At 67.8% G+C, this 25,961-nt stretch carries 23 protein-coding genes and 1 tRNA gene; 13 read left to right on the top strand and 11 right to left on the bottom strand.

Annotation, left to right across the window (positions count from 1 at the left end):
* The first annotated feature begins 46 nt into the window (after positions 1-46).
* Together AB4Z48_RS36175 and AB4Z48_RS36170 are read left to right on the top strand one after the other, a co-directional pair.
* Positions 47-1,588 carry a methyl-accepting chemotaxis protein gene (locus tag AB4Z48_RS36175; RefSeq protein WP_441623011.1) on the top strand — a complete coding sequence of 514 codons (1,542 nt, stop codon included), beginning with the start codon at positions 47-49 and terminating at the stop codon, positions 1,586-1,588.
* Positions 1,589-1,706: 118 nt separating this feature from the next.
* Positions 1,707-1,783, top strand: a tRNA-Arg gene (locus AB4Z48_RS36170).
* Positions 1,784-1,956: 173 nt separating this feature from the next.
* Here AB4Z48_RS36170 and AB4Z48_RS36165 read toward each other — a convergent pair.
* From AB4Z48_RS36165 to hppD, 3 genes are all read right to left on the bottom strand, one after another.
* A complete protein-coding gene (locus AB4Z48_RS36165; protein WP_441623009.1) occupies positions 1,957-3,159 on the bottom strand; it encodes an amino acid aminotransferase in 1,203 nt (400 codons plus the stop codon).
* A gap of 66 nt (positions 3,160-3,225) precedes the next feature.
* Positions 3,226-4,608, bottom strand: a complete 1,383-nt coding sequence (locus AB4Z48_RS36160; protein ID WP_441623007.1) for an amino acid permease — start codon at positions 4,606-4,608, stop codon at positions 3,226-3,228.
* Positions 4,609-4,768: 160 nt separating this feature from the next.
* On the bottom strand, positions 4,769-5,842 hold the full coding sequence (gene hppD, locus AB4Z48_RS36155) for a 4-hydroxyphenylpyruvate dioxygenase (protein WP_441623005.1): 1,074 nt from the start codon (positions 5,840-5,842) through the stop codon (positions 4,769-4,771).
* A gap of 225 nt (positions 5,843-6,067) precedes the next feature.
* On the opposite strand from hppD, the gene AB4Z48_RS36150 reads away from it, so the two are divergent.
* The 6 genes from AB4Z48_RS36150 (at position 6,068) to AB4Z48_RS36125 (ending at position 13,995) form a co-directional block, all read left to right on the top strand.
* Entirely contained in the window at positions 6,068-6,553 is a 486-nt protein-coding gene (locus tag AB4Z48_RS36150) for an Lrp/AsnC family transcriptional regulator (RefSeq protein ID WP_441623003.1), read from the top strand.
* A gap of 113 nt (positions 6,554-6,666) precedes the next feature.
* On the top strand, positions 6,667-7,905 hold the full coding sequence (locus AB4Z48_RS36145; RefSeq protein WP_441623001.1) for a polysaccharide pyruvyl transferase family protein: 1,239 nt from the start codon (positions 6,667-6,669) through the stop codon (positions 7,903-7,905).
* 318 nt (positions 7,906-8,223) lie between these two features.
* Positions 8,224-8,817 (top strand): DUF2760 domain-containing protein, encoded by a 594-nt coding sequence (locus tag AB4Z48_RS36140; RefSeq protein WP_441622999.1) that lies wholly within the window; start codon positions 8,224-8,226, stop codon positions 8,815-8,817.
* Positions 8,814-10,667: an Hsp70 family protein gene (locus AB4Z48_RS36135; RefSeq protein ID WP_441622997.1), complete on the top strand. Its 1,854-nt coding sequence runs from the start codon at positions 8,814-8,816 to the stop codon at positions 10,665-10,667. Before AB4Z48_RS36140 ends, AB4Z48_RS36135 begins: the two co-directional genes overlap by 4 nt.
* 5 nt (positions 10,668-10,672) lie before the next feature.
* Positions 10,673-13,450 carry an Hsp70 family protein gene (locus AB4Z48_RS36130; RefSeq protein ID WP_441622995.1) on the top strand — a complete coding sequence of 926 codons (2,778 nt, stop codon included), beginning with the start codon at positions 10,673-10,675 and terminating at the stop codon, positions 13,448-13,450.
* Between the two features lie 176 nt (positions 13,451-13,626).
* Positions 13,627-13,995, top strand: a complete 369-nt coding sequence (locus tag AB4Z48_RS36125) for a hypothetical protein (RefSeq protein WP_441622993.1) — start codon at positions 13,627-13,629, stop codon at positions 13,993-13,995.
* Between the two features lie 27 nt (positions 13,996-14,022).
* On the opposite strand, the gene AB4Z48_RS36120 is transcribed toward AB4Z48_RS36125, so the two are convergent.
* The 3 genes from AB4Z48_RS36120 to AB4Z48_RS36110 all read right to left on the bottom strand — a co-directional run bounded on the left by AB4Z48_RS36120 (position 14,023) and on the right by AB4Z48_RS36110 (position 15,780).
* Positions 14,023-14,397: a hypothetical protein gene (locus AB4Z48_RS36120; RefSeq protein WP_441622991.1), complete on the bottom strand. Its 375-nt coding sequence runs from the start codon at positions 14,395-14,397 to the stop codon at positions 14,023-14,025.
* A gap of 267 nt (positions 14,398-14,664) precedes the next feature.
* Positions 14,665-14,856 carry a hypothetical protein gene (locus AB4Z48_RS36115; protein WP_441622990.1) on the bottom strand — a complete coding sequence of 64 codons (192 nt, stop codon included), beginning with the start codon at positions 14,854-14,856 and terminating at the stop codon, positions 14,665-14,667.
* Positions 14,857-15,081: 225 nt separating this feature from the next.
* Positions 15,082-15,780, bottom strand: a complete 699-nt coding sequence (locus tag AB4Z48_RS36110; protein WP_441622988.1) for a dienelactone hydrolase family protein — start codon at positions 15,778-15,780, stop codon at positions 15,082-15,084.
* Between the two features lie 306 nt (positions 15,781-16,086).
* On the opposite strand from AB4Z48_RS36110, the gene AB4Z48_RS36105 reads away from it, so the two are divergent.
* From AB4Z48_RS36105 to AB4Z48_RS36085, 5 genes are all read left to right on the top strand, one after another.
* Positions 16,087-16,440, top strand: a complete 354-nt coding sequence (locus AB4Z48_RS36105; RefSeq protein ID WP_441622986.1) for a YciI family protein — start codon at positions 16,087-16,089, stop codon at positions 16,438-16,440.
* Between the two features lie 165 nt (positions 16,441-16,605).
* Positions 16,606-17,019: a YciI family protein gene (locus tag AB4Z48_RS36100; RefSeq protein ID WP_441622984.1), complete on the top strand. Its 414-nt coding sequence runs from the start codon at positions 16,606-16,608 to the stop codon at positions 17,017-17,019.
* 50 nt (positions 17,020-17,069) lie between these two features.
* Positions 17,070-17,606 (top strand): SRPBCC family protein, encoded by a 537-nt coding sequence (locus AB4Z48_RS36095; protein ID WP_441622982.1) that lies wholly within the window; start codon positions 17,070-17,072, stop codon positions 17,604-17,606.
* Between the two features lie 85 nt (positions 17,607-17,691).
* Complete coding sequence (locus tag AB4Z48_RS36090; RefSeq protein ID WP_441622980.1) at positions 17,692-18,099, top strand: VOC family protein; 408 nt, start codon at positions 17,692-17,694, stop codon at positions 18,097-18,099.
* A gap of 17 nt (positions 18,100-18,116) precedes the next feature.
* Positions 18,117-19,403, top strand: coding sequence for an RNA polymerase sigma factor (locus AB4Z48_RS36085; RefSeq protein WP_441622978.1), 1,287 nt, complete (start codon positions 18,117-18,119; stop codon positions 19,401-19,403).
* Between the two features lie 3 nt (positions 19,404-19,406).
* On the opposite strand, the gene AB4Z48_RS36080 is transcribed toward AB4Z48_RS36085, so the two are convergent.
* The 5 genes from AB4Z48_RS36080 to AB4Z48_RS36060 all read right to left on the bottom strand — a co-directional run.
* Positions 19,407-20,120, bottom strand: a complete 714-nt coding sequence (locus tag AB4Z48_RS36080) for a class I SAM-dependent methyltransferase (protein WP_441622976.1) — start codon at positions 20,118-20,120, stop codon at positions 19,407-19,409.
* Positions 20,121-20,359: 239 nt separating this feature from the next.
* Positions 20,360-22,384: an acetyl/propionyl/methylcrotonyl-CoA carboxylase subunit alpha gene (locus tag AB4Z48_RS36075; protein ID WP_441622974.1), complete on the bottom strand. Its 2,025-nt coding sequence runs from the start codon at positions 22,382-22,384 to the stop codon at positions 20,360-20,362.
* A gap of 70 nt (positions 22,385-22,454) precedes the next feature.
* Entirely contained in the window at positions 22,455-23,243 is a 789-nt protein-coding gene (locus tag AB4Z48_RS36070) for an enoyl-CoA hydratase/isomerase family protein (RefSeq protein WP_441622972.1), read from the bottom strand.
* A 40-nt stretch (positions 23,244-23,283) separates the two neighbouring features.
* Positions 23,284-24,828, bottom strand: coding sequence for a carboxyl transferase domain-containing protein (locus AB4Z48_RS36065; RefSeq protein WP_441622970.1), 1,545 nt, complete (start codon positions 24,826-24,828; stop codon positions 23,284-23,286).
* 10 nt (positions 24,829-24,838) lie between these two features.
* The coding region (locus AB4Z48_RS36060; protein ID WP_441623035.1) for an isovaleryl-CoA dehydrogenase at positions 24,839-25,961 on the bottom strand (1,123 nt) is incomplete at its 5' end.

Below are 25,961 nucleotides of genomic sequence, written 5' to 3'. Positions count from 1 at the left end.
GGCGCCGGCAGTTCGCCGCTATTCAATCGCAAATCAGGTAGAAGAAATGAAAAGCTTGGGAATTGGAGTGCGCCTCGGCATTGGCTTCGGCGTGGTAATACTGTTGTCGACCCTCATGACCGTATTGGGCATCGCGCGCCTGGCGCAGGTCGCGGACCGCACCAGCGACATGATGCAGGCGCCGCTGGCCAAGGAACGCGTGGTCAGCGACTGGTACCGCATGATGCATACCAGCGTGCGCCGCACCACGGCCGTGGCCAAGAGCGCCGATCCGGCGCTGGGCGCATTCTTTGCCAAGGAGACGCAAGGGTCCGTGGTGGCCGTCGCGGCACTGCGCGACAAGATCGAGCCGCTGCTGTCGAGCGAGGAGGAAAAGGCGGCGTTCAAGAAGATCCAGACCGTGCGCATCCCCTACAACGATTCGCGCGACAAGATCACCAAGCTGAAGGAAGCAGGCAATACCGAGGAAGCCAACCAGGTGCTCGAGCAGGAATTCGTGCCGGCCGGCGATGCGTACCTGGCGGAGATCCAGAAGCTGCTTGATATCCAGCGCTCGAGCATCGATGCGACCGCGCTCGAGATCCATAACATCTACCTGTCTGCCCGCAACGGGATGATGGTGATCGGCGTGCTGGTGCTGGCCATTGGCGTGGCATTCTCGGTATGGCTAACGCGCGGCATCACCGGTCCCCTGCATCGCGCCGTCGGCATCGCGCGCACGGTGGCATCGGGCGACCTGGGCAGCCGCATCGTGGTGGACAGCAAGGACGAGACCGGCCAGCTGCTGCAGGCGCTCAGCGACATGAACGCCAACCTGCTGCGCATCATCAGCCAGGTGCGCACCGGCACCGACGCCATCGCCACCGGCACCAGCCAGATCGCCGCGGGCAACACCGACCTGTCGCAGCGCACCGAGGAACAGGCTTCCTCGCTGCAGGAGACGGCCTCGAGCATGGAAGAGCTGACCAGCATCGTGCGCCAGAACGCGGACAACGCCAGGCAGGCCAGCTCGCTGGCGGTCAACGCTTCCGAGATCGCGGTCGAGGGCGGCGAAGTAGTGGGCCAGGTCGTGACGACGATGCAGGACATCAACGGCGCATCGCGCAAGGTAGTGGATATCATTGCCGTGATCGAAGGCATTGCCTTCCAGACCAATATCCTGGCGCTCAATGCCGCGGTAGAAGCCGCGCGCGCAGGCGAGCAGGGCCGCGGCTTTGCCGTGGTGGCCGGCGAGGTGCGCAGCCTGGCCCAGCGCAGCGCGACCGCCGCCAAGGAAATCAAGGCCCTCATCGGCGACTCCGTGGATCGCGTGGAGAAGGGCTCGGAACTGGTGGCGCATGCCGGCCAGACCATGGAGCGGATCGTGGGCGCGGTCAAGCGTGTCACCGACATCATGGGCGAGATCAGCGCGGCCTCGGCCGAGCAGAGCGCGGGCATCGAGCAGGTCAACCAGGCCGTCACGCAGATGGATACCGTGACGCAGCAGAACGCCGCGCTGGTGGAGCAGGCCGCGGCGGCCGCCGGTTCGATGGAAGAACAGGCCCAGCGCCTGAAGCAGGCGGTGGCCTCGTTCCGGCTGGCGGCGTAAGCCGCCTGGCGCACGGAAGCGAAGGGCGCGAAGACCTGTCGGAGACCCGGCGGCTTTCGCCTCCGCGCAGGAATGACTTGCATTTTTCCGTGGCTGCGGTATAGTCGCGTCCTCGCGTGCGGCTGTAGCTCAGTTGGATAGAGTACTTGGCTACGAACCAAGGGGTCGTGGGTTCGAATCCTGCCAGCCGCACCACCGATAAGGAAAAGGGCTTCCAGCAATGGAAGCCCTTTTTTCATTTGGGATGCCGGGCCCGGCTTTGCGTCCTGGTCCCCGGCTCCTGGCAGGCACGCAACGGCGTGGCGTGGCGTGCGTGCCCCGTACTTGATTTAAGCGGCAGGTTTAAGCGGCAGGTTCAAGCGGCAGGTTCAAGCGGTACGCGCCAGCACGCTGGCAATGGCGCCCGCCACCTGCTTCACGTTGCGCTCGTTCAGGCCGGCCACGCACATCCGCCCCGATCGCAGCAGGTACACGCCGTGTTCCGCGCGCAGGCGGTCCACCTGGTCCGCCGTCAGGCCGGTGTACGTGAACATGCCGCGCTGGGTGAGGTAGCGCGACAACGCTTCGCCGCTCACATGGTCGCGCAGGCTGTCGTGGATGGCCACGCGCATCCTGGCGATGCGTTCGCACTTCAGCGCCAGCTCGCGCTCCCAGGTCGCCCGCAATGCCGGTGTGGTCAATACCCTGGCCACCACCCTGGCGCCATGCGTCGGCGGATTGCTGTAGTTCGCTCGCACCGCACCGGTCAACTGGCCCAGCACACGGCCGGCTTCTTCCGCGCTGTCGCAGACCACGCTCAGCCCACCGCAGCGTTCGCCGTACAGCGAGAAGTTCTTCGAGAACGAATTCGCCACCAGGCAGGGCACGCCTTGCGCCACCAGTTCGCGCACGGCGAAGGCATCGTCGTCCAGGCCGGCGCCAAAGCCCTGGTAAGCCATGTCGACGAAGGGCAGCAGCTCGTTGGCCTTCAGCAGCTTGACGAGCTGGCGCCACTGGTCCTGGTCCAGGTCCACGCCGGTAGGGTTGTGGCAGCAGGCGTGCAGCAGCACGATGCTGCGCTTCGGGATGAGCCGCAGCGCTTCCAGCATGGCGTCGAACTTGAGGCCGCCGGTGGCGTCGTCGTAGTAGGGATACGTGTTCACGGTGAAGCCCGTGCGCTCGAAGATCACGCGATGGTTTTCCCAGCTCGGATCGCTGATCCAGACCTGCGCATCCGGGAAATAGCGCTTCAGGAAGTCCGCGCCTACCCGCAGCGCGCCCGAGCCGCCCAGGGTCTGCACGGTCGAGATGCGTCCCTGCGCGCGCGCCTCGCATTGCTCGCCGAAGACCAGCGCCTGCACGGCGTCACGGTAGACCGCGAAACCAGCCATGGGCAGGTAAGGGCGCGGACCCATGTCGGCCAGCAGCGCGCTTTCGGCTTCCGCCACGGCCTGCATCACGGGCAGCCTGCCTTCGCCATCGAAGTAGATGCCGATGCTCAGGTTGACCTTGTCGGTCCTGGGATCTTGTTGAAAGCTTTCGTTGAGCGAAAGAATCGGGTCGCCTGGATAGGCATCGATATGTTCGAACATTGGATACTCTGGCTGGAGTGAGTTGTCGCCGGCGACCGGGCAGCGGGTCGCCGGGGGGTGCCTCTATTATGCCGATACGCCTGGCTGCAGGGCAGGAGCTGCGTTCTTCTGCCGCAAGCGGTAGCTCACGCCCAGTACCACCAGCCATGCCGGAATCAGGTACACGGAAAGGCGCAGCCCGGGTGTCAGGTACATCACGTACAAGATGCCCGCCAGGAAAGCCAGGCAGAGGTAGTTCGTGAACGGATAGCCCAGGCTCTTGAAGCGCGTCTCCTGCCGGGCCAGGCGCTTGTCGCGGCGGAACTTGAGGTGGATGATGCTGATCATCGCCCAGTTGATGATCAGTGCCGAGACCACCAGCCCCATCAGCAGCTCAAAGGCTTCGCCCGGCATGAAGTAGTTGATCGCCACGCACGCGGCGGTGGCCAGCGCGGAAACGCCCAGCGCGGCCAGCGGGATCCCGCGCTTGTTGACCTTCAGCAGCGCTTGCGGCGCGTTGCCCTGCCTGGCCAGGCCGTACAGCATGCGGCTGTTGCAGTACACGCCGCTGTTGTAGACCGACAGCGCGGCCGTCAGCACCACGGCGTTGAGCACCGTGGCCACGATCTCGCTGTTCATCGCATGGAAGATCAGCACGAAGGGGCTGCCGCCGGTGACGACCTTTTCCCACGGGTAGAGCGAAAGCAGTACGCCCAGCGCGCCGACGTAGAAGATCAGGATGCGATAGATCACCTGGTTGGTGGCCTTGGGAATGGTCTTTTCCGGGGCATCCGCTTCGGCCGCGGTAATACCGACCAGCTCCAGGCCGCCGAACGAGAACATGATCACCGCCATGGCCATGACCAGGCCGCTGATGCCGTTCGGGAAGAAGCCGCCGTGCTGCCACAGGTTGGCCACGCTCGCCTGCGGGCCGGCCGTGCCGGATGCCAGCAGGTAGCCGCCGAACACGATCATGCCGACGATGGCCAGGACCTTGACGATGGAGAACCAGAACTCCATCTCGCCGAATGACTTGACGCTCGACAGGTTGATGGCGTTGATCAGCAGGAAGAACGCCAGCGCGGAAATCCAGGTGGGAATATGCGGCCACCAGTACTGGACATAGATGCCCACCGCGGAAAGCTCCGCCATGCTGACCAGGATATAGAGCACCCAATAGTTCCAGCCCGACATGAAGCCGGCAAAGGAGCCGCAGTACTTGTTGGCGAAGTGGCTGAAGGAGCCGGCGACCGGTTCGTCCACCACCATCTCGCCGAGCTGGCGCATGATGAAGAAGGCGATGATGCCGGCCACCGCGTAGCCGAGCAGCACCGAGGGCCCCGCCATCTTGATGGTCTGGGCGATGCCCAGGAACAGGCCGGTGCCAATGGCGCCGCCTAGCGCGATCAGCTGGATATGGCGGTTTTTCAGGCCGCGCTTGAGTGTCTCTTCCGTGTTATGGGAAACCATGTTTGTGTCTCTACCCACTCTTTTGGAATGTGAGCCTGCGCCTCTTGCGTATTGCGTACTTGCGTACTGCAATTCGCGGGCGCTCTTGGCCAGGCACCGCCGGCGCGCAGTGTTGCTGCGGGCGCCGGACGGCGTTGTTGCGGTCAGTGCCTTGTGAGCCTCAGACCTTGAGCGTGCCGCGTTCGATCTGGTCGCGTTCCAGCGATTCGAAGAGCGCCTTGAAGTTGCCTTCGCCGAAGCCTTCGTCGCCCTTGCGCTGGATGAATTCGAAGAACACCGGGCCGAGCGCGGTCTTGGAGAAGATCTGCAGCAGCAGGCGCGCCTTGCCGCCTTCGGTGGTCCCGTCCATCAGGATGCCGCGCGCCTGCAGCTGGTCCACCGGCTGGCCGTGGCCCGGCAGGCGCTTTTCCAGTCCCTCGTAGTAGTAGTCGTTGGGCGCGGTCATCAGGGGGACACCGGCCATCTGCAGGTTGTCGATGACTTCGAGCAGGTTGTCCGTCAGGAAGGCGATGTGCTGGATGCCTTCGCCATTGAATGCCATCAGGAATTCCTCGATCTGGCCGGCGCCCTTGGACGATTCCTCGTTCAGCGGGATGCGGATCTTGCCGTCCGGCGCGGTCATGGCCTTGGAGGTCAGCCCGGTGTACTCGCCCTGGATGTCGAAGTAGCGGATCTCGCGGAAGTTGAAGAGCTTCTCGTAGAAGTTCGCCCAGTAGGCCATGCGGCCACGGTAGACGTTGTGCGTCAGGTGGTCGATCAGGCGCAGGCCATGGCCCACCGGGCGGCGGTCCACGCCCTCGATGAATTCGAAGTCGATGTCATAGATGGACTTGCCGTCTTCAAAGCGGTCGATCAGGTACAGCGGCGCGCCGCCAATGCCCTTGATCGCGGGCAGGCGCAGCTCCATCGGGCCGGTGGCGATCTCCACCGGCTGGGCGCCCAGCTCCAGGGCGCGCGCATAGGCCTTGTGCGAATCCTTCACACGGAACGCCATGCCGCAGGCGCTCGGGCCATGCTCGGCCGCAAAGTAGGCCGCCGGGCTGTGCGGCTCGCGGTTGACGATGAAATTGACCTCGCCCTGGCGGTACAGCACCACGTCCTTGGAGCGATGGCGTGCCACCAGGCTGAAGCCCATCTGCTCGAACAAGGGTTCCAGAAGGTTGGGAGTGGGCGAGGCGAATTCCACGAATTCGAAGCCCATCAACTGCATCGGGTTTTCAAACAGATCGGCCATGGTGTGCTCAACGGAAAGTTTGGGGGACGAGGGAAATAATATTGCGGCTGTTGTGCGCCAACGCACCGGGGCGCAGCGTCAGGCACGTACGGTGCCGGCCTCGCGGCTCGCCATCCGTAACGTCAGTCTGGAACGAAGTTTATATTTCGCTCCGGTAAATAGGATTGCGTAGCCCACGCAGGCAAACCCTAGATCATGAGATAAAATTTCGTCATCCAAGGATAGATGGAAACAAAAGTGCAGACTCCTGAGCTTGATCGCATAGACCGCCGCCTGCTGGCTGCGCTGCAGGAAAACGGACGCGTGTCCAACCTCGAGCTGGCCGAGGCCATCCGCCTGTCGCCGGCCCAGACGCTGCGGCGGCATCGCCGCCTGGAGGAGGCCGGCATCATCAAGCGCTACGAGGCCCGGCTGGATTCCTCCAGCCTCGGGTTCGGCGTCATCGCCTTTATCCATGTCACGATGGAGCGGGGCCATATCCGGGACCTGTCGAAGTTCAAGAGCCTCGTCGCCGAGCTGGCGCAGATCCAGGAGTGTTTCTCCGTCACGGGAGATATCGACTACGTGCTGAAAGTGGTGGCGCGCGATCTCAAGTCGCTTTCGGATTTCCTGCTCGACACCCTGATGCGTATCCCGGGAGTAAGCGGGGTGAAGTCCAGCGTCTGCCTGGATGAGATCAAGTGCACCAGCGCAATGCCGCTGGAGCCCTGAGCGGCCCCGGGGCGGCCCCGGGCGCGGCGTCTTCCTGCCAGGAAGGGAAACGGTGCCGGCGCGGGCGCCACCCGGGCACTATGCTTGGATGAGATCCCTGCCTCACCCGCATCGTGCCCCCTGTCCCGGAAGCCGGCCGTCCCGTCATCCTGTTCGGCGCCTTCGATCGCCATAATTTCGGCGACCTGCTGTTGCCCCATATCGTCGCGCGCCAACTCGCGCACCCACTCGGGCACCCACTCGGGCACCGGCTGCCAGGCCAGCGGCTTTGCCATGCCGGCCTGGCATCGCGCAACCTGCTGCCGTATGGGGGACACAGGGTCAGTGCGCTGGCGCAGCTCGCCGCCCGGCCGGGCCTGCGCGCAGCGGACATCATCCATGCGGGGGGCGAGATTCTCTGCTGCGAAGCATGGGAGGCGGCCGTGATGCTGCAGCCGCCGGACGAGGCCGGGGCGGTGATCGCGCGGCTCGACGGCCGGCCAGTAGAGCGCCAGGCATGGACGCGCAGTGTGCTGGGCGTGGCGGACCTGGCTCCGTACGTACTGCCGCAAGGCCTGTTCCCCCACGCCCGGCGCGTGATCTATAACGCCGTGGGCGGTGTCGGGCTGGACCGGCGCGACCCGGCCATGCGGGCCGAGGTGCTGGGCAAGCTGGGCGCCGCGGCATATGTCAGCGTGAGAGACGACATGACCCGGCGCATCCTGCAGGCCAACGGCGTGGCAGCCCGCCTGGCGCCGGATCCCGCGGTCATGGTGGCGGAGCTGTTCGGCGCGCGCATCCGCCAGCGCGCCCGCCGCGGTGAAGTCGCGCGGGTGATCGCGGCATTCCCGCGGGGCTATCTTGCCGTGCAGTTCAGCGCGGACTTCGGCGACGATGACACGCTCGACGCGCTCGCCGGCCAGCTCGGGAGCGCCGCGCGCGCAACGGGTCATGGCGTGGTGCTGTTCCGCGCCGGCGCCGCGCCCTGGCACGACGACCTCGCCTGCTACCGGCGCCTGGCGCAACGCATGGGCCCGCCGGCGCCGTACCTGTTCCGTTCCCTCGACATCTGGGACATCTGCGCCCTGATCGCGCATAGCCGCGGCTTTGCCGGCAGCAGCCTGCACGGGCGCATCGTGGCGATGGCGTTCGCCCTGCCGCGCCTGAGCCTCATGCGTCCGGGGCAGGAACCGGGCACCAGCAAGCAGGCCGCGTTCGCCGGCACATGGGAGCCGCCCGGCGCCCCGCCCGCGGTGGCGGTGCGGGAGCTTGCCGATGGTATCGGCGCGGCGCTGGCACCGGCGCGCGCGCGCATGGCGCAGACGGCGCGCGAGCTGGTCGCGGCATACCGCCAGAGTGCCGTGGCCGACTGAAAAAGGGCAGCGACGGGCTTCGTGCGTCGCATGAAACACACGGGGATGCTGTATAACCGGCGTGGCCCGGTTTCCACTCCCGCCATGCATGTTCCGCGTCCGCCTTTCTCCATCGGATTCGCCGTGCCGGTGCCCGGCTTTGGCCGCTGGCGGGCGCCTTAGGGCAAAATCCGGACCTGAGAGGCCCGGCGTGGCCAAAAACACAAGACGCCGACACCCTGCTCGCGCTCCGGTGCCCGGATCGCATGAGCCCGCGGGGTTGTATGGCGTCGCCAGGGGACAGCTCGTCCTTTAACAGAGCACACAGGAGCTTTTTTGATGACCGACTCGAACGCGAACCTATCTTTGCTCGGCAGGATCTCTCTTGCCGTCGGCACGTTCTTCACCATCCTTGGCGATGGCAAATTCGCCAGCGGCGTGCAGCGCCTGCGCGACGGGGAGGGCTTTGCCCCGGCAGCCCCGGCGCCGGTATCGGCCCCGGTGGCAACCCCTGCGCCAGCCCCGCAGGCTGCCGCACCCGCGCTGAAGGAGGCGAGCCCGGCCGCGGCGCTCCAGCTGCTGGGCCTGCTCCAGCGCGACGCGCGCTTTATCGACTTCATCGAGGAAGACATCGCCGGCTACACCGACACGGAAATCGGTGCCGCCGCCCGCCTCGTGCACGATGGCTGCCGCGCGGTGCTGCGCGAGCACTTCACCATCCGGCCGGTGCGCGAGGAAGCCGAGGGCAGCCGCGTGACGCTGGCCGACGGCTTCGACGCCACCGCCATCCGCCTGACCGGCAACGTGGTAGGCAGCGCGCCGTTCAACGGCAGCATCAGTCACCGCGGCTGGCGGGTCGCGGAAGTCCGTCTTCCGCGCCTGGCCGAACGCCATGACGCCACCGTGATCGCCCCCGCCGAGGTCGAGCTATGAGCGAAGCACGCTACTCCATCGGCATCGACCTGGGCACCACCCATAGCGCGCTCTCCTACGTCGACCTCGCTGCCAGCGACGGCGAGAAGACCAGCCACGGTTTCCTGCCCATCACGCAACTCACCGCGCCGGGCGCCCTCGAAGACCTCGGTCTGCTGCCCTCGTTTCTCTACCTGCCGCACCCAAGCGAACTCGCCCCGGGCGACCTGGCCCTGCCGTGGAACGCGGCACGGGACTTCGCGGTCGGCGAGCTGGCGCGCAGCCGCGGCGCGGCCACGCCGATCCGCCTGGTGTCGAGCGCGAAAAGCTGGCTGTGCCACCCCGGCGTGGACCGCCGCGCGGCCATCCTGCCAAACGACGCACCGCCCGAAGTGACGCGCGTCTCGCCGCTCGAGACCTCCGTGCGCTATCTGACGCATCTGCGCGAAGCCTGGGACCACGCGCATCCCGAGGCGCCGTTCGGCGAGCAGGAGATCACGGTCACGATTCCCGCATCGTTCGACCCGGCAGCCCGGGAATTGACGGCCGAGGCGGCCGAGGCGGCCGGCTATGCACGCATGACCCTGCTGGAGGAGCCCCAGGCTGCGCTCTACAGCTGGATCCAGAACAGCGCTGGCCACTGGCGCAAGCAGGTCAGGGTCGGCGACATCATCCTCGTCGTGGATGTCGGCGGCGGCACCACCGACCTTTCGCTGATCGCCGTGGTCGAGCGCGAAGGCAACCTCGAGCTGCACCGCGTTGCCGTGGGCGAACACATCCTGCTCGGCGGCGACAATATGGATCTCGCGCTCGCCCACGTGGTGGCGCGCAAGCTGGCGGCCCAGGGCACGCAGGCCGATCCGTGGCAGCTGCGCGCGCTCACCTATGCCTGCCGCGCCGCCAAGGAAACGCTGCTTTCCGACCCGGATACGGATGCCGTGCCCCTGGTCGTGCCGAGCCGCGGCGCCAAGCTGATCGGGGGCTCGATCCGCACGGAGCTGACGCGCGCCGAACTGACCCAGACGATCCTGGAAGGGTTCTTCCCGCCAGCGCAGGCTTCGGCCCGCCCGGTGAGCCGGGCCCGCGCCGGCCTGACGCAACTTGGCCTGCCGTATGCGCAGGACGCCGCCATCACGCGGCACCTGGCCGCGTTCCTGGGCCGCCAGGTTGCCGCGCTCGCCGAACTCGAAGGCTTGCCGGGCACCTTGCCCGAGGGAGCGACCTTCCTGCATCCCACCGCCGTTCTCTTCAATGGCGGCGTGTTCAAGTCGGACCTGCTGGCAGGCCGCATCCTGCAGACGCTCAATGGCTGGCTCGCCGCGGAAGGCGCGGCGCCGGCGCGCCAGCTCGAAGGCGCCGACCTGGACCTGGCGGTGGCGCGCGGCGCCGCGTACTACGGCTACGTGCGGCGCGGCAAGGGAGTGCGCATTCGTGGCGGCACCGCGCGTGCCTACTATATCGCCGTGGAATCCTCGATGCCCGCCGTCCCCGGTTTCGAGCCGCCGGTGCAGGCGCTGTGCGTGGCGCCGTTCGGCATGGAGGAGGGCACCGAGGCTGCCTTGCCGCCACAGGAGTTCGGCCTGGTGGTGGGCGAGCCCGTGCACTTCCGTTTCTTCGGCTCGTCGGTGCGCCGCCAGGACCAGGTCGGCACCCTGCTTGACTACTGGCCGCCGGAGGAATTGCAGGAGCTCGACGAGATCCAGGCCACGCTGCCATCCGAAGGACGAACCCCGGGCGAAGTGGTGCCGGTCAAGTTGCACGCGCGGGTCACCGAGGCCGGGACGCTGGAGCTGGAAGCCGTGCCCCGCGGCAGCGGCGAGCGCTGGAAGGTCGAGTTCGACGTGCGCGGCAACGCCAGCGCCAATGCCTGAGTGAGATGAAGCAGTACATCGTCGGCATTGACCTTGGCACCAGCAACACGGTGGTCGCCTATGCGCAGGCGGGGTCGGAGGATATCCGCGTCTTCGACATCGACCAGCTGGTCGGGCTGGGGGAGGTCGCCGCGCGGCCCCTCCTGCCCTCCGTGCGTTATCACGCGGCGCCCGGGGAGCTGAGCGCGGGCGACCTGCAACTGCCCTGGCAACAAACCGTGAGCGCCGGGGCGCGCCGGACCGTGATCGGGCGCCTTGCTTCCACCCTGGGCGCGCAGGTGCCCGGCAGGCTCGTGGCCAGCGCGAAGAGCTGGCTGTCGCATGCTTCGGTCGACCGGACCGCGCCAATCCTGCCCTGGGGGGCGGAAGAGGAGGTCGGCAAGATCTCGCCGGTCGCCGCCAGCGCCAGCTATCTGGCCTACGTGCGCACGGCATGGAATCATCGCTTTCCCGATGCCCGGCTCGAAGAACAGGACGTGGTGCTCACCGTGCCTGCCTCGTTCGACGAAGGCGCGCGCGCGCTGACGCTGGAGGCGGCGCGCCTGGGCGGGCTGCCCGCGCTGCGCCTGCTGGAGGAGCCGCAAGCTGCGTTCTACGACTGGCTGTTCCATCATCGCCGCAGCCTGGACGCGGACCTGGCGCAAACGCGCCTGGTGCTGATCTGCGACGTGGGCGGCGGCACGACCGACCTTACCCTGGTCAAGGTCGAGATGCAGGACGGCCAGCCGCAGCTCACGCGCATCGGCGTCGGCAATCACCTGATGCTCGGTGGCGACAATATGGATCTCGCCCTGGCGCATCTTGTCGAAGCGCGCCTGGGCAGCGGGCAGGAGCGGCTGTCGGCGGCCAGCCTGTCCCAGCTGGTCGCGCGCTGCCGCGCCGCCAAAGAGCAGATGCTCGGCGCGCAGGCGCCGGACTCGGTCACGGTGACGCTGCTGGGCGCGGGCTCCCGGCTGATCGGCGGGGCGCGCTCGGTGGAAGTCACGCGGCAGGAGATCGAGCAGCTCATCGTCGATGGCTTCTTCCCCGTGGTGTCGTCCGGCGAAAGGCCGGGGCGCGCACGGGGCGCCATTGTGGAGTTCGGCCTGCCGTATGCGGCCGATCCGGCCGTCACGCGGCACGTGGCGGCCTTCCTGGGCCAGCACGCGGCCCAGTCGAAGACAGCACTGGACGCGCCGCAGGCGCAGGGCGCGGCCTTGCCGATGCCCGACACCCTGCTGCTCAACGGCGGCGTGTTCCGCGCCGAAGCCCTGGCGGGGCGCATCGCCGGGACCCTGGGCACGTGGCGCGGGGCGCCCCTGCAGATACTGCATAACGCGGATCCCGACGTGGCCGTCGCCCGTGGCGCGGTCGCGTACGCGCGCGCGCGCACCGGGCATGCCCCGCGCATCGGCGGAGGTTCGCCGCGCAGCTACTTCCTCGTTCTCGACGATGGCGCGCCGGGGCAGCAAGGGATCTGCCTGCTGCCGCGGGGCACGGAAGAGGGGCACGAAATCCAGCTCAGGGATCGTGCATTCGCTCTGCGGCTCGGGCACCCGGTGCGTTTCCACTTGGTTTCCTCCGTTGCCGACACGGCGTATGCGCCCGGTGAGCTGACCGACCTGTCGACGGGCGACTTCGTTCGCCTGCCGCCGATCGCCACCGTCGTGCAACCGCATGGCACCAGCGGGCCACGGGAAACGCCCGTGCAGCTCACCACGTCGCTGACCGAGGTAGGCACGCTGGAGGTCCACTGCATCGAGATTGCCGATGCCTCGCACCGGTGGCGGCTCGAATTCCAGTTGCGCGGCAATGGCGCGGAAGCGGCCACGCCCACGCCCGCGGATACGGCGCACCCGTCCCTGGCGCAAGCCGTCGACACGATCGAGCGCACCTTTGGCGCGCGCTCCCAGGAGGTCGGGCCCAAGGAAGTCAAGCGCATGCGCGCGCAGCTCGAGCAACTGCTGGGCACGCGCGAGCGCTGGGACAGCGCGTTGCTGCGCGAGCTGTTCGGCGCGTTCTGGGAGCGCGCGCGGCGTCGGCGGCGTTCGGCCGACCATGAGCGCCTGTGGCTGAACCTGGCCGGCTATTGCGTGCGTCCGGGCTTCGGCTACCCGCTCGACGACTGGCGGGTCGGGCAGCTCTGGTCGCTGTACGAGCAGGGGATCCAGTACGTCAATGAAAGCCAGGTCTGGTCGGAGTGGTGGACGCTGTGGCGACGCGCGGCTGGCGGCCTGGACGAGAGCGCGCAGTTGCGCTTGCTGGACGACATGGCCTTTTACCTGCAGCCGCCCGGCAGCTCGCGCTATAAGCGGCCCGCCGGGCCCGCAAGGGCGGGGTACGCCGATATGGTGCGCCTTGCCGGATCCCTCGAGCAGATCCCGGCCGATCGCAAGATCGAGGTCGCGGAATGGCTGCTGGCCCGTTTGCGCAAGCCTTCGGAAAACAGCCAGGGCTGGTGGGCGGTGGGCCGCATCGGGGCGCGCCGGCCGTTCTATGGCAGCGCGCACAGCGTGGTGCCGGCCGAGGTTGCCGCGCGGTGGCTGGACGCCATCCTTGCACTCGACTGGAAGAAGGTCGAGCCGGCCGCGTTCGCCGCCGTCCAGATCGCGCGCATGACAGGCGACCGCTCCAGGGACCTGCCTGCCGAGACCCGGGCGAGCGTCGTGCGCCGGCTCGAAGCCGCCAACGCGCCGCAAAGCTGGATCGCCATGGTCCGCGAAACGGTGGAGCTCGACGAAGCCGACGAAGGCAGGGTCTTCGGCGAATCGCTGCCCGCCGGGTTGAAGCTGATCCTGGGGTGAGCCCGGACAGGGGGGGCGCGCCAGGGATCGCTTTTCCCGCCACTTCATCCGGCTAGCGCGCGGYAGGCCCCGGTGCATGCGCGCACGGGGCATGCGCCGCGGCCCCAGGATGTCGTTTGCATGTAACATGCGCCGACGCATCTGCCAAAGGAGGGGGAATGTCGAGAGTTCGGTTTTTGCTGGTCGCCGCGATAGCGGCTCAATGGCTTGCCGGATGTGCGAGCGGCGTCAGTCCTGAGTCCATTCAGGCCAGGGAGCCAAAGCGCATCCATTCCGCGGCCAGCACGGCCAGCCTGGTGATGTGCCTGAAGGGCCGGCTAGGCGACGACGCCAATGTGGTGTCCTATTCAGAGCCGGGCCGGGTGGATATCCGGGTCGGGCGTGCCGACAACTCGGAGTACCGCTACTTTCACCTGATCAGTCTGCGCCGGGCACAGGACGGTACCGATGTCGAAATCCGCAGCGCCGATGAGTGGCATCCCCTGATCAGCGCCGGGCGCATCAGCGGCATGGTGGAAGACTGCGTACCGGCCAAGGCGCGCTGAGCCAAAGCATGGCCGGCATTTGCGCCGTCATTGCTGCTTCGCGGACAGGATATGCTCCTGCAATCGCGACAGCTCCAGCGCGATGCCGCCGGGAAAGCCCTGGCGCCCGCCACGCTTGTCGATCAGCAGGTCGCCGACATAGCCCGACAAGGCATCCGGGCTGGCCGCCAGCATCGCCAGCTGGTTGCCGATGCGCGGATAGTGGCGGCACAGTTCCAGCGGTCGCGCCGCGGGCGGCAGCGACGCCAGCCATCTGAGCGCGGCGGCCGCGAGGGTATGCGTGTCAGGAGATGCCGGGTCGCGCATGTCCTCCCAGTCTCGTTGGGTTTGCGCGGGCCCGGCACCGTCCAGTATTTGCTTCGCCTCCTCGACGGAGACGAACTCGAAAGAGAGGGATTCCATGCCAGCTCCGGATTGAAGACTGCCGGGCGTCATGCGCCGGCGGCGGCCATTCTACCGGTTACGGCAATTCGGACTCGTTCTTTACCCCAGGCTTTTCCACGCCTTGCCCGGCTGGCTGGCGCCTCGGCGGACGCAGTGGCGCATCGCCGGCCTTGCGGCGCCGCGGGGGCTGGCTTGCGTATCGCCGGCTGCCCGTGCGGAATGCTCGCCAGCGGCAGCCACGGCGAGGCTCTGCGTCTCGTCCGCGGCCATGCCGGCCGGCTGGCGTCACTTCGGCGTGGGCATATGCAGCTGACCGTCGTCGCCGAGCACCAGGCCTTGCCAGGTGGCGGGCTTGCCCGACAGTTCCCAGGCCGCGATCTGCACCGGCGTCCTGCCGATGCCGCCTTTCACGGTCTTCATTGCCTCGCGGTCGAGTTCTTCGGCGGCGGGAAGGTCTTTGATTTCGAGCGTGTCCATGATGGTTCTCCGTGAGTTGTCATGTTGGTAGCGGGCAAGCATTCTTGCCCGGCCGTCCATGACAACGCATCGTCCGTGCCGAAGGCGCGGAAGCCATCTTTTGTGGCGGATGCCCGCCCTGGCGGGGGGTGGCGGCAGGTTTGAGCGGCCGCACAGTCGGGGCGCGCCCGACAGGCGCGGGCGCGGTGGTGGGTCATGCCCGACAGCGCGGTGCGCCGGCGGACCTCAGGACAAATTGGCGCGAAAGAACGCCGCAGTCCTGTCGTTGGCGGCCTGCGCCGAAGCCGCATCGAAATGCACGCCCTTGTTGCGCGCGAACGCGTGCGAGCAGCCGGGGTAGGTGTGTATCTCGAGATTCGCCTTGCCGGACAGCGCGGCGACGATCTGCGTCCAGGTCTCGCGGGGCACGAATTCGTCTTCTTCCGCGATATGCATCAGCACCGGCTGGCGGATATCGCCGGCCTCGCCGAGGTACTTGTCGATATTGACGCCGTAGTACACCGTCACGGCATCCGCGTCGGTGCGCGCCGCCGTGAGAAAGGCCAGCAGCCCGCCCAGGCAATAGCCCACCGCGCCGATCTTGCCGCCGGCGCCGTCCAGCGCGCGCGTGTATTTGATGGTGGCGTCGATATCCTTCACGCCCGCCGGCACGTCGAAGGCGGTATAGAGCTTGAGCGCCTTGTCCCATTCGGCCTGGGTGGCGTCGGTCAGTTCCACGCCAGGCTCCTGCCGCCAGTAGAGATCGGGGCAGATGGCGATATAGCCCTGCGCGGCGAAGTCGTCGCAGGTCGTGCGCATGTCCGCGTTGATGCCAAAGATCTCCTGGATCACCACGATCGCCGGCGCCTTCGTCGCCATTGCCGGTCGCGCCAGGTAGGCAGCGAATGTCCCGTCCGTCGTCTTTACCGTCACCATTTCGCCCATTGCCGTGCTCCCAAGTGAATTTCGGGGCGGCCGCCCCGGTTTGCCGACCCGCGCATGCGAAATAGGATTATTGGCGGCGCGCGCCGGAGCGCAAGGACAATCCGGTTCCTGCCGCCAGCTTCGTCCCTGTGGATGGCTGTATTGCAATTAACGGCCTGGAGACAGCGACAACTTCAGAGGTCGCCGGCCGCTTGCGGCCGGCACCGCGGCAGGGCAGGATGTGCGCTGTTCCATCCCGAATCGCAATCCCAGGCCTTTTATCCCAGCCTGACACCAACTCCAACGCCAACACCAACAGGAGACGCCATGGCGTACATGCTGCTGATCGTCGAACCCACTGGCCAGCGCGCCGAGCGCACCGATGACGAAGGCCGCCAGGCCTACGCCAGCATGCTGCAGTTCGCCGGCCGCCTGACCGAGCGCGGTGTGCTGCTGGGCTGCAATTCGCTCACCTCGGACAGCAACGGCGTGCGCGTGAAGGTGCGCGAAGGCCGCCGCGACCTGCTGGATGGCCCGTTCGCCGAGGCCAAGGAAATGATCGGCGGCTATTTCCTGCTCGATTGCGCCACGCAGGACGAGGCCATTGCCATTGCGGCCGAATGCCCGGCCGCGGCCTGGTGCGCGGTCGAAGTCCGCGAAGTGGGGCCGTGCTTTACCTGAGGCCTTGCGTGCGCAGGGAGGGCGGCTAGGTAGTTACCCGTAGGCGACGGATTTTTTCGCTGCGCATGTCGATCTGGCCGCGCCTGGCTCGTCGTGCCGGTATGAACCACGGAACAGGCCAGCCCCGCTGGCGCCCGGCCGACAAACCTACCAAGGAGCGATGCGATGCGATTCATGATCCTGGTGAAAGGCACGCAAGGCAGCGAAGCCGGCGCGATGCCGGACGAAAGCCTCTTTGCCGCCATGGCGACCTACCACGAGCAACTGGCCAAGGCCGGCGTGCTGCTCGATGCCGCCGGGCTCAAGCCTAGCTCGGCCGGCTGGCGCGTGCGCTACGCCGATGGCCGGCGCACGGTGATCGACGGTCCCTTCGCGGAGGCCAGGGAGGTGGTGGCGGGCTACACCCTGATCCAGGTACGCAGCCGCGAGGAAGCGATGGAATGGGCGCGGCGTTTCCCCGCCCCGCACGGCGAGATGGCCGACGGCGAGATCGAGGTGCGGCCGCTGTTCGAGCTGGAAGACTTCGAGCCCGGCCCCTCGGTGGACCGCTTCCGCGACCTCGGCGTGGGCCAGCACTGAGCCCGCATCCATCGTCAGGCCACTGCCAACCCCGTTCCGGAATCGCCATCATGCTCAAGCCCATCCTGCTGACCGCCGCGGCCCTGATTGCCCTGGTGCTGATCTACGCCGCTACGCGGCCCGATACCTTCCGCGTCGAACGCAGCGCCAGCGTCAAGGCGCCGCCGGACCAGGTATTCGCGATGATCAACGATCTCCACAACTTCAACCAGTGGAACCCCTGGGCGAAGAAAGACCCGGCCATCAAGGGCACCTACGCCGGCACGCCCAGCGGGCAGGGTGCAGCCTATGCCTGGGAAAGCGGCAAGGTCGGCACGGGCCGCATGGAGATCGTGGAGACGACACCGTCGTCGCGCGTGGCCATGCGCCTGGATTTCATCAAGCCGTTCGAAGCGCACAACGACGTGCAGTTCACGCTCAAGCCCGAAGCCGGTGCCACGCGCGTGACCTGGTCGATGCAAGGGCCCGTGCCTTACCTCGCCAAGCTGATGCACATGGTCTTCGATATGGACCGCATGGTAGGCAAGGATTTCGAGGACGGGCTCGGCAACCTGAAGGCGCTGGCCGAGGCGAAGACCGCCATCTGAACCCGCTTGCGGCGACAGCGAACGGCGACGAACGACGACGAACGACGACGAACAAGGCTGGCGACGAAGACCATAAGGACCAATCATGCACAAGCAAATCTACCTGAACCTTGCGGTGGCCGACCTGCAACGCTCGATGGCCTTCTTCAAGGGTCTCGGCTTCGCCTTCAATCCGCGTTTCACCGATGACAACGCGGCCTGCATGGTCATCGGCGAGAACATCTACGCCATGCTGCTGACCCATGAATTCTTCAAGGGCTTCACCACGCGCTCGCTGTGCGACACCACGCAAAGCACCGAAGTGCTGATCTGCATTTCCTGCGAAAGCCGTGCCGAGGTGGACGCGCTCGTCGCCAGGGCGGTGGCGGGCGGAGCCACCGCCGCGCGCGCGCCGCAGGACCACGGCTTCATGTACAGCCACGGCTTCGACGACCTGGACGGCCATATCTGGGAGCTGATGTACATGGAACCGCAGGCCGCGGACGAGGCGTGAGCGTCCGGGGCTCCAGGATGACGGCGACAACTCCGGCGCATCGCGCGATCGAGACCGTATGGCGCATCGAGTCCGCCAAGGTCATTGCCCACGTGGCGCGCGTGGTGCGCGACGTGGGCCTTGCCGAGGAACTGGCGCAGGACGCGCTGCTGGCAGCGCTGGAGCACTGGCCGCAAACCGGGGTGCCCGACAATCCCGGCGCGTGGCTGATGACCACGGCCAGGCACCGCGCGCTGGACTACCTGCGCCAGCAGGCCCTGCACGCGCGCAAGCACGAGCAGATCGGCCATGACCTCGATGCGCTGGAGGCACACGTAGTGCCGGACTTTGTCGATGGGCTCGATGCGGCCCGCCAGGACGATATCGGCGATGACCTGTTGCGCCTGGTCTTCACCGCCTGCCACCCGGTGCTGTCCACCGACGCGCGGGTGGCCATGACGCTGCGCCTGCTCGGCGGCCTGACCACGGACGAGATCGCGCGCGCCTTCCTCACACCCGAACCCACCATCGCCCAGCGCATCGTGCGCGCCAAGCGCACGCTCGGCGCGGCGCGGGTGCCGTTCGAGGTGCCGGGGCCGGAAGCACGCACGCTACGGCTGGCGTCGGTGCTGGAGGTGATCTACCTGATCTTCAACGAAGGCTATTCCGCCACCGCCGGCAGCGACTGGATGCGCCCCGCGCTGTGCGAAGAAGCGCTGCGTCTGGGCCGCACGCTGGCCGCGCTGATGCCGCACGAAAGCGAGGTGCACGGCCTGGTGGCGCTGATGGAGATCCAGGCCTCGCGCACGCATGCACGGGTGGATGCGCAGGGCAGGCCGGTATTGCTGCTGGACCAGGACCGCGCCCGGTGGGACCGCCTGCTGATCCGGCGCGGCTTGCATGCGCTGGAACGCGCGCAGGAACTGGGCGGGGCGCTCGGCCCCTACGCATTGCAGGCCGCGCTGGCCGCATGCCACGCGCGCGCAGCGAGCGCGGCCGAGACCGATTGGGAACAGATCGCCGCGCTCTACGATGCGCTGGCCCAGGTGGCGCCGTCGCCCGTGGTGGAGCTGAATCGCGCGGTGGCGGTCGGCATGGCCTTCGGCCCCGCGGCCGGGCTGGAGATCGTCGATGCGCTCGCGGCTGAGCCGTCGCTGGCCAGGTACCACTTGCTGCCCAGCGTGCGCGGCGACCTGCTGTTCAAGCTCGGCCGCCGCGGCGAGGCGCGCGTCGAGTTCGAGCGCGCCGCCGGCATGACGCGCAACGAGCGCGAGCGCGAATTCCTGCTGGAGCGCGCCCGGGAGGCGGGCGCGCCACGCGCCTGAGACTCAGTGCGCCGCGTTCTGGCGCGGCATGCGCTTGTACACCAGCAGGCGCCCCTTGTAGGCTTCTCCTTCCGCCCCGGCAGGGCGGTCGAGCCGCTGCTCCTCCAGCGAGAACCCCAGCGCCGCCATCCACCGGTTGAAGGCGGGGCGGTTGCCGCGGTCCGGATCGACGATCCACACTTCCGCCGCCGGGCTGGCGTGGCGTTCGATAAAGCGGGCGAGCTTGCCGTCGGTGTCGCGCTCATAGAGCAGGTCGCTGCCGATGATCAGGTCGAACAGGCCTTGAACGTCGGGCACGCCGGGCAGGCTGGGGTCGCTGCCGTCTGCCGCGCCCCAATGCCCGTGCCGGTATTTCATCGGCGGCAGGCCGTTGAGGCGCGCGTTCTCCTCGAGGAAGGGGCCCGCCATCGGGTGGCAGTCGCTGGCGGTCACATCGGCCCCGCGACGGTGCGCGACCAGGCTGGCCAGCGCCGTGCCGCAGCCGAGTTCCAGGATGCGCTCGGCGGGGTCCACCGGGCGTGTTGCGATGCGTGCCGCCAGCAGCGCGCCGGACGGCCACAACATGCCGAACAGTGGCCAGGAGGCGGAAGAAATGCCCATGCGCTCGGCGTCGCCGTCCGGGTCGTGGAATTGCTGCTTGTCCAGCAGGCAGCGAATGACCAGGTCGGGCACGCCCGTGATGGCAACGCGCTCTTGCTTGGTTTGATACCCGGGCATTGGAGAGGGGGAGGCCGGGAACCGGCCCCGCTAGAGGAGGGAGAGCGGGCAGTATGCCCGAAATGTGCCGCCGCGGCCCGGAGTTCGCTGCCGGCCGCGCGGAAAAGGAACCTTTCAGGCACCTGCGGGTGCGCGGGCAGGCCCGCAAGCGCAGCAAGCGCCCGGCGCGGTGCCCGGCACTTGCTCTTACGCTTGTTTTCGCGCTTGTTCCCGCGTTTGTCCCCGCGCTTGTCCCCGCATCAACCCGGAGCATCCTCCAGCGTGACCAGTTGCGCGCCGTCCTGCACCTGGTCGCCCACGGCGTACAGCACCTCCTGCACCACGCCGTCGGTAGGCGCGGTCAGGGTGTGCTCCATCTTCATCGCCTCCATCACGATCAGCGGGTCGCCCTTGCCGATCGTGGCACCGGCCTGGACCATCACCGCGATGATGCGGCCCGGCATCGGCGCCACCAGCTTGCCGCCCTCGGCGTCGCCGCCGCCCGCGTGCGCCAGCGGATCGATCAGGTCGAGCCGGGTCTGACGGTTGCCGCTGAACACGTAGATCGCATCGCCCTCGAGGTGGGTGCTGCCCTTGACCGTGCGCTCGCCCAGGTCGATCGCATGGCTGCCGCCGGCGCTGGCCACGCGCAAGGGCACGGTGTGGTCGCCCACCGTCAGCCATTGCCGCGTGCCGTCGCTGCGCACGCTGGCGACGGTCTCGCCGTCGCCGCTGCGCAGGCGGTACTGGCTGGTGGCCTCGCCGTTCAGGCGCCAGGCGCCACCATGCTGCCACGGCGAATGCGCATCGGCCGGGTCCACGCGCCGGGTGCGCGCCTGCTCGTCGAGCAGCGCCGCCACGGCCAGCGCGATGCCATCCATGCCCACCGGCGCGGCAGGCGGAAACAATGCCGCCTGGTTGCGCTCGATCAGCCCGGTATCCAGGTCGGCCTTGGCAAACGCCTGCGAGGTCACCAGTCGCTGCAGGAAGGCGATATTCGTGGACAGGCCCACCACGTGGTATTCGGCCAGCGCCTGTGCCATGCGTGCCAGCGCTTCTTCGCGGTCGCGGCCCCATACGATCAGCTTGGCGATCATGGGGTCGTAGTACGGGCTGATGGTGTCGCCCTCGCGCACGCCCGAATCGATGCGCACGCCGGCCGGCGCGCCATGGTCCTGGCCGCGCTCGAACTGCACTGCCGCCGGCGTGCGCAGGTAGCGCAGCGTGCCGGTGGACGGCAGGAACTGCTTGTCCGGGTTCTCGGCATAGACACGCGCCTCCAGCGCATGGCCGTGGATGCGCAGCTGATCCTGCTTCAGCGGCAGCGGCTCGCCGGACGCCACGCGCAGCTGCCACTCCACCAGGTCCTGCCCGGTGATCATCTCGGTCACGGGATGCTCGACCTGCAGGCGGGTGTTCATCTCCATGAAATAGAAGGAGCCGTCCTGGTTGGCGATGAACTCCACCGTGCCGGCACCCACGTAGCCCACCGCCTGCGCCGCGGCCACCGCCGCCTCGCCCATGGCGCGCCGGCGCTCCTCGCTCATGCCAGGCGCCGGCGCTTCTTCCAGCACCTTCTGGTGGCGCCGCTGCACCGAGCAATCGCGCTCGAACAGGTAGACGCAGTTGCCATGCGTGTCGGCGAACACCTGGATTTCGATATGGCGCGGGCGCGTGAGGTATTTCTCCACCAGTACCTTGTCGTCGCCGAAGCTGGCCGAGGCCTCGCGCTTGACCGACGCCAGCGCCGCCTCGAACCCGTCGCCGCCTTCCACCACGCGCATGCCCTTGCCGCCGCCGCCGGCGCTGGCCTTGAGCAGCACGGGGTAGCCGATGCGGTCCGCTTCGCGGCGCAGCAGCGCCGGGTCCTGGTCCTCGCCGTGATAGCCGGGCACCAGCGGCACCGCGGCCTTTTCCATCAGTTGCTTGGCCGCGCTCTTGCTGCCCATGGCGCGGATGCTGGCCGCCGGCGGCCCGATGAAGACCAGGCCCGCGGCCGCGCAGGCCTCGGCGAAGCCGTCGTTCTCCGACAGGAAGCCGTAGCCCGGGTGGACCGCCTGGGCGCCGGTGGCCTTGGCCACCTCGATGATGTGCTCGCCGCGCAGGTAGCTGTCGCGCGCCGCCGCGCCGCCGATATGCACTGCCTCGTCGCACAGCGCCACGTGGCGCGCGCCGGCGTCGGCGTCCGAGTAGACCGCCACCGTGCGGATGCCGAGGCGGCGGCAGGTGGCCGCTACGCGGCAGGCGATTTCGCCGCGGTTGGCGATGAGGATCTTGTTGAACATGGTGGTGGTTCCTTGTCTCGGAGACTTGTTTTAGGCTGTTCGGTGCGGTTCTCGGGGCGCTGGCCGACCCTTAGCTAGGCTTCCAGGCCGGCGCCCGCTTTTCCAGGAAAGACCTCACGCCCTCGCGCCCTTCTTCCGAGGCGCGGATYGCGGCAATCCGCTCGGCGGTATCCGCGAGCAGGTCGTCGTCGATCATGCGCCCGGCCACTTCCTGCACCAGGCGCTTGCTTTCGCGCACGGCGTTCGGGCTGTTGGCCACCAGAGCGGCGGCCAGTTCAGCCACCTTGGCATCCAGGCCTTCGGCCGGCACCACCGCATGCGCGAAGCCCAGGCGCAGCGCTTCGGCCGCGCCGAAGCGCTCGGCCGTGATGAAGTAGCGGCGCGCGGCCTGCTCGCCCATGGCGCGGATCACGTAGGGGCTGATGGTGGCCGGCAGCAGGCCAAGGCGCGCTTCCGACAGGCAGAAGGTCACGCCTTCGGCCGCCACCGCGATATCGCAGGCAGCCACCAGGCCCACGCCGCCGGCGTAGGCGTCGCCGTGGATGCGCGCGATCACCGGCTTCGGGCAGGCCCAGATGGTGTGCAGCATCTGCGCCAGCGTCATCGCATCGGACCGGTTCTCGTCGTGCGAGTAGCCGGCCATCTTCTTCATCCAGTTCAGGTCGGCGCCGGCGCAGAAGGCCGGGCCATTGCCGGCCAGCACGATGGCGCGCACCGAGGGCTCGCTGCCCAGCGCGCGGAAGGCGCCGGTCAGCTCGGCGATCACGGTTTCGTTGAAGGCGTTGCGCACGTCGGGCCGGTTCAGCGTGACGGTGGCCACGTGCTGCGCGGTGGTGACGGTGAGGGTGGTGAATTCCATTTCGGTGTCCTGTAGCGGTGCGTGGGCGTGGGGCAGGGCGTTACATGCGGAACACGCCGAACTTCATCTCGCCGATCGGCGCGTTGAGGCTGGCCGACAGGCCCAGGCCCAGCACCGTGCGCGTCTGCGCGGGGTCGATCACGCCGTCGTCCCACAGCCGCGCGCTGGCGTAGTAGGGGTGGCCCTGGTGCTCGTACTGGTCGCGGATCGGCTGCTTGAACTTGTCTTCTTCCTCCGCGCTCCAGCTGCCGCCCCTGGCTTCGATGCCGTCGCGGCGCACGGTGGCCAGCACGCTGGCGGCCTGCTCGCCGCCCATCACGGAGATGCGGGCGTTCGGCCACATCCACAGGAAGCGCGGCGAATACGCGCGCCCGCACATGCCGTAGTTGCCCGCGCCGAACGAGCCGCCGATGATCACGGTGAACTTCGGTACTTGCGCCGTGGCCACGGCCGTCACCATCTTGGCGCCGTTGCGGGCGATGCCTTCGTTCTCGTACTTGCGGCCCACCATGAAGCCGGTGATGTTCTGCAGGAACACCAGCGGGATCTTGCGCTGGCAGCACAGCTCGATGAAGTGCGCACCCTTGAGCGCGGACTCCGAGAACAGGATGCCGTTGTTGGCGACGATGCCCACCGGGTAGCCCCAGATCCGCGCAAAGCCGCACACCAGCGTGGTGCCGTAGCGCGCCTTGAACTCGTCGAAATCGGAGTCGTCGACGATGCGGGCGATGACTTCGCGCACGTCATAGGGCTTGCGCGTGTCGGTGGGGATCACGCCGTACAGCTCTTCCACCGGATAGCGCGGGGGCAGCGGCTCGTGCAGGCGGATCTGGTCCGGCTTGCGGCGGTTCAGGTGCTGCACGATATTGCGCGCCAGCGACAGCGCGTGCCCGTCGTTCTGCGCGAAATAGTCGGCCACGCCGGACAGGCGCGTATGCACGTCCGCGCCGCCCAGGTCTTCGGCGCTGACTTCTTCTCCGGTTGCCGCCTTCACCAGCGGCGGGCCGCCCAGGAAGATGGTGCCCTGGTTCTTGACGATGATGGATTCGTCGCTCATGGCCGGCACGTAGGCACCGCCGGCCGTGCACGAGCCCATCACCACCGCGATCTGCGGGATGCCCTGCTTGGACAGGTTGGCCTGGTTGTAGAAGATGCGGCCGAAGTGGTCGCGGTCGGGGAAGACGTCGTCCTGGTTGGGCAGGTTAGCGCCGCCCGAGTCCACCAGGTAGATGCAGGGCAGGTTGTTCTGCTCGGCGATCTCCTGCGCGCGCAGGTGCTTGCGCACGGTCAGCGGGTAGTAGGTGCCGCCCTTGACGGTGGCGTCATTGCAGACGATCACGCATTCCTGGCCGGCCACGCTGCCGATGCCGGTGATGATGCCGGCGCCCGGCGCCGCGTTGTCGTACATGTCGTAGGCCGCCAGCTGCGACAGCTCCAGGAACGGCGTACCCGGATCGAGCAGTTGCTGCACGCGCTCGCGCGGCAGCAGCTTGCCGCGCCCGAGGTGCTTGGCGCGGGCTTCCTCGCCGCCGCCTTCCGCCAGCTTGGCGATCTTCGCCTTGAGGTCGACGACCAGCGCTTGCATGGCGTCGGCATYACATGGTCTCGGCGTACAGTTCGCGCCCGATCAGCATGCGGCGGATCTCCGAGGTGCCGGCGCCGATCTCGTACAGCTTGGCGTCGCGCCACAGGCGGCCCACCGGGTATTCGTTGATATAACCGTTGCCGCCCAGGATCTGCACCGATTCGCCGGCCATCCAGGTGGCTTTCTCGGCCGTGTACAGGATCACCGCGGCGCAGTCCTTGCGCACCTGGCGCACGTGCTCCGTGCCCACYGCGTCCAGGTTCTTGCCCACCGTGTACAGGTAGCTGCGCGCSGCCTGCAGCGTGGTGTACATGTCGGCCACCTTGCCCTGGATCAGCTGGAATTCGCCGATGCTCTGGCCGAACTGCTTGCGGTCGTGGATGTAGGGCGTGACCACGTCCATGCACGCCTGCATGATGCCCACCGGGCCGCCGGACAGCACCGCGCGCTCGTAGTCCAGCCCGCTCATCAGYACGCGGGCGCCGCCGTTCTCGGCGCCGAGGATGTTCTCCACCGGCACTTCCACGTCCTCGAACACCAGCTCGCCCGTGTGCGAGCCGCGCATGCCGAGCTTGTCCAGCTTCTGCGCCACCGAGAAGCCCTTCATGCCCTTCTCGACGATAAAGGCGGTCATGCCGCGCGCGCCCAGGTCCGGCTCGGTCTTGGCGTAGACCACCAGCACGTCGCAGTCCGGGCCGTTGGTGATCCACATCTTGGTGCCGTTGAGCACGTAGCGGTCGCCCTTGAASTCGGCGCGCAGCTTCATGCTGACCACGTCSGAGCCGGCGTTGGGCTCGCTCATGGCCAGCGCGCCGATCCAGTCGCCGGAGACCAGCTTGGGCAGGTACTTCGCCTTCTGCGCGGCCGAGCCGTTGCGGTGGATCTGGTTCACGCACAGGTTGGAGTGCGCGCCGTAGGACAGGCCGACCGAGGCCGAGGCGCGGCTGATTTCCTCCATGGCCACCATATGGGCCAGGTAGCCCATGTTGGCGCCGCCGTATTCCTCGGCCACCGTGATGCCCAGCACGCCCAGGTCGCCCATCTTCTTCCAGGCGTCCATCGGGAACTGGTCGGTGCGGTCGATCTCGGCGGCGCGCGGGGCCAGTTCGGCCTGCGCCCAGTTGCGCACGCTC

The organism is Cupriavidus sp. 2TAF22, from assembly GCF_052115045.1.
GTDB lineage: Bacteria > Pseudomonadota > Gammaproteobacteria > Burkholderiales > Burkholderiaceae > Cupriavidus.
Note: the sequence above shows the minus strand (reverse complement) of the source record. Positions and strands in the feature narration are given on the sequence as shown.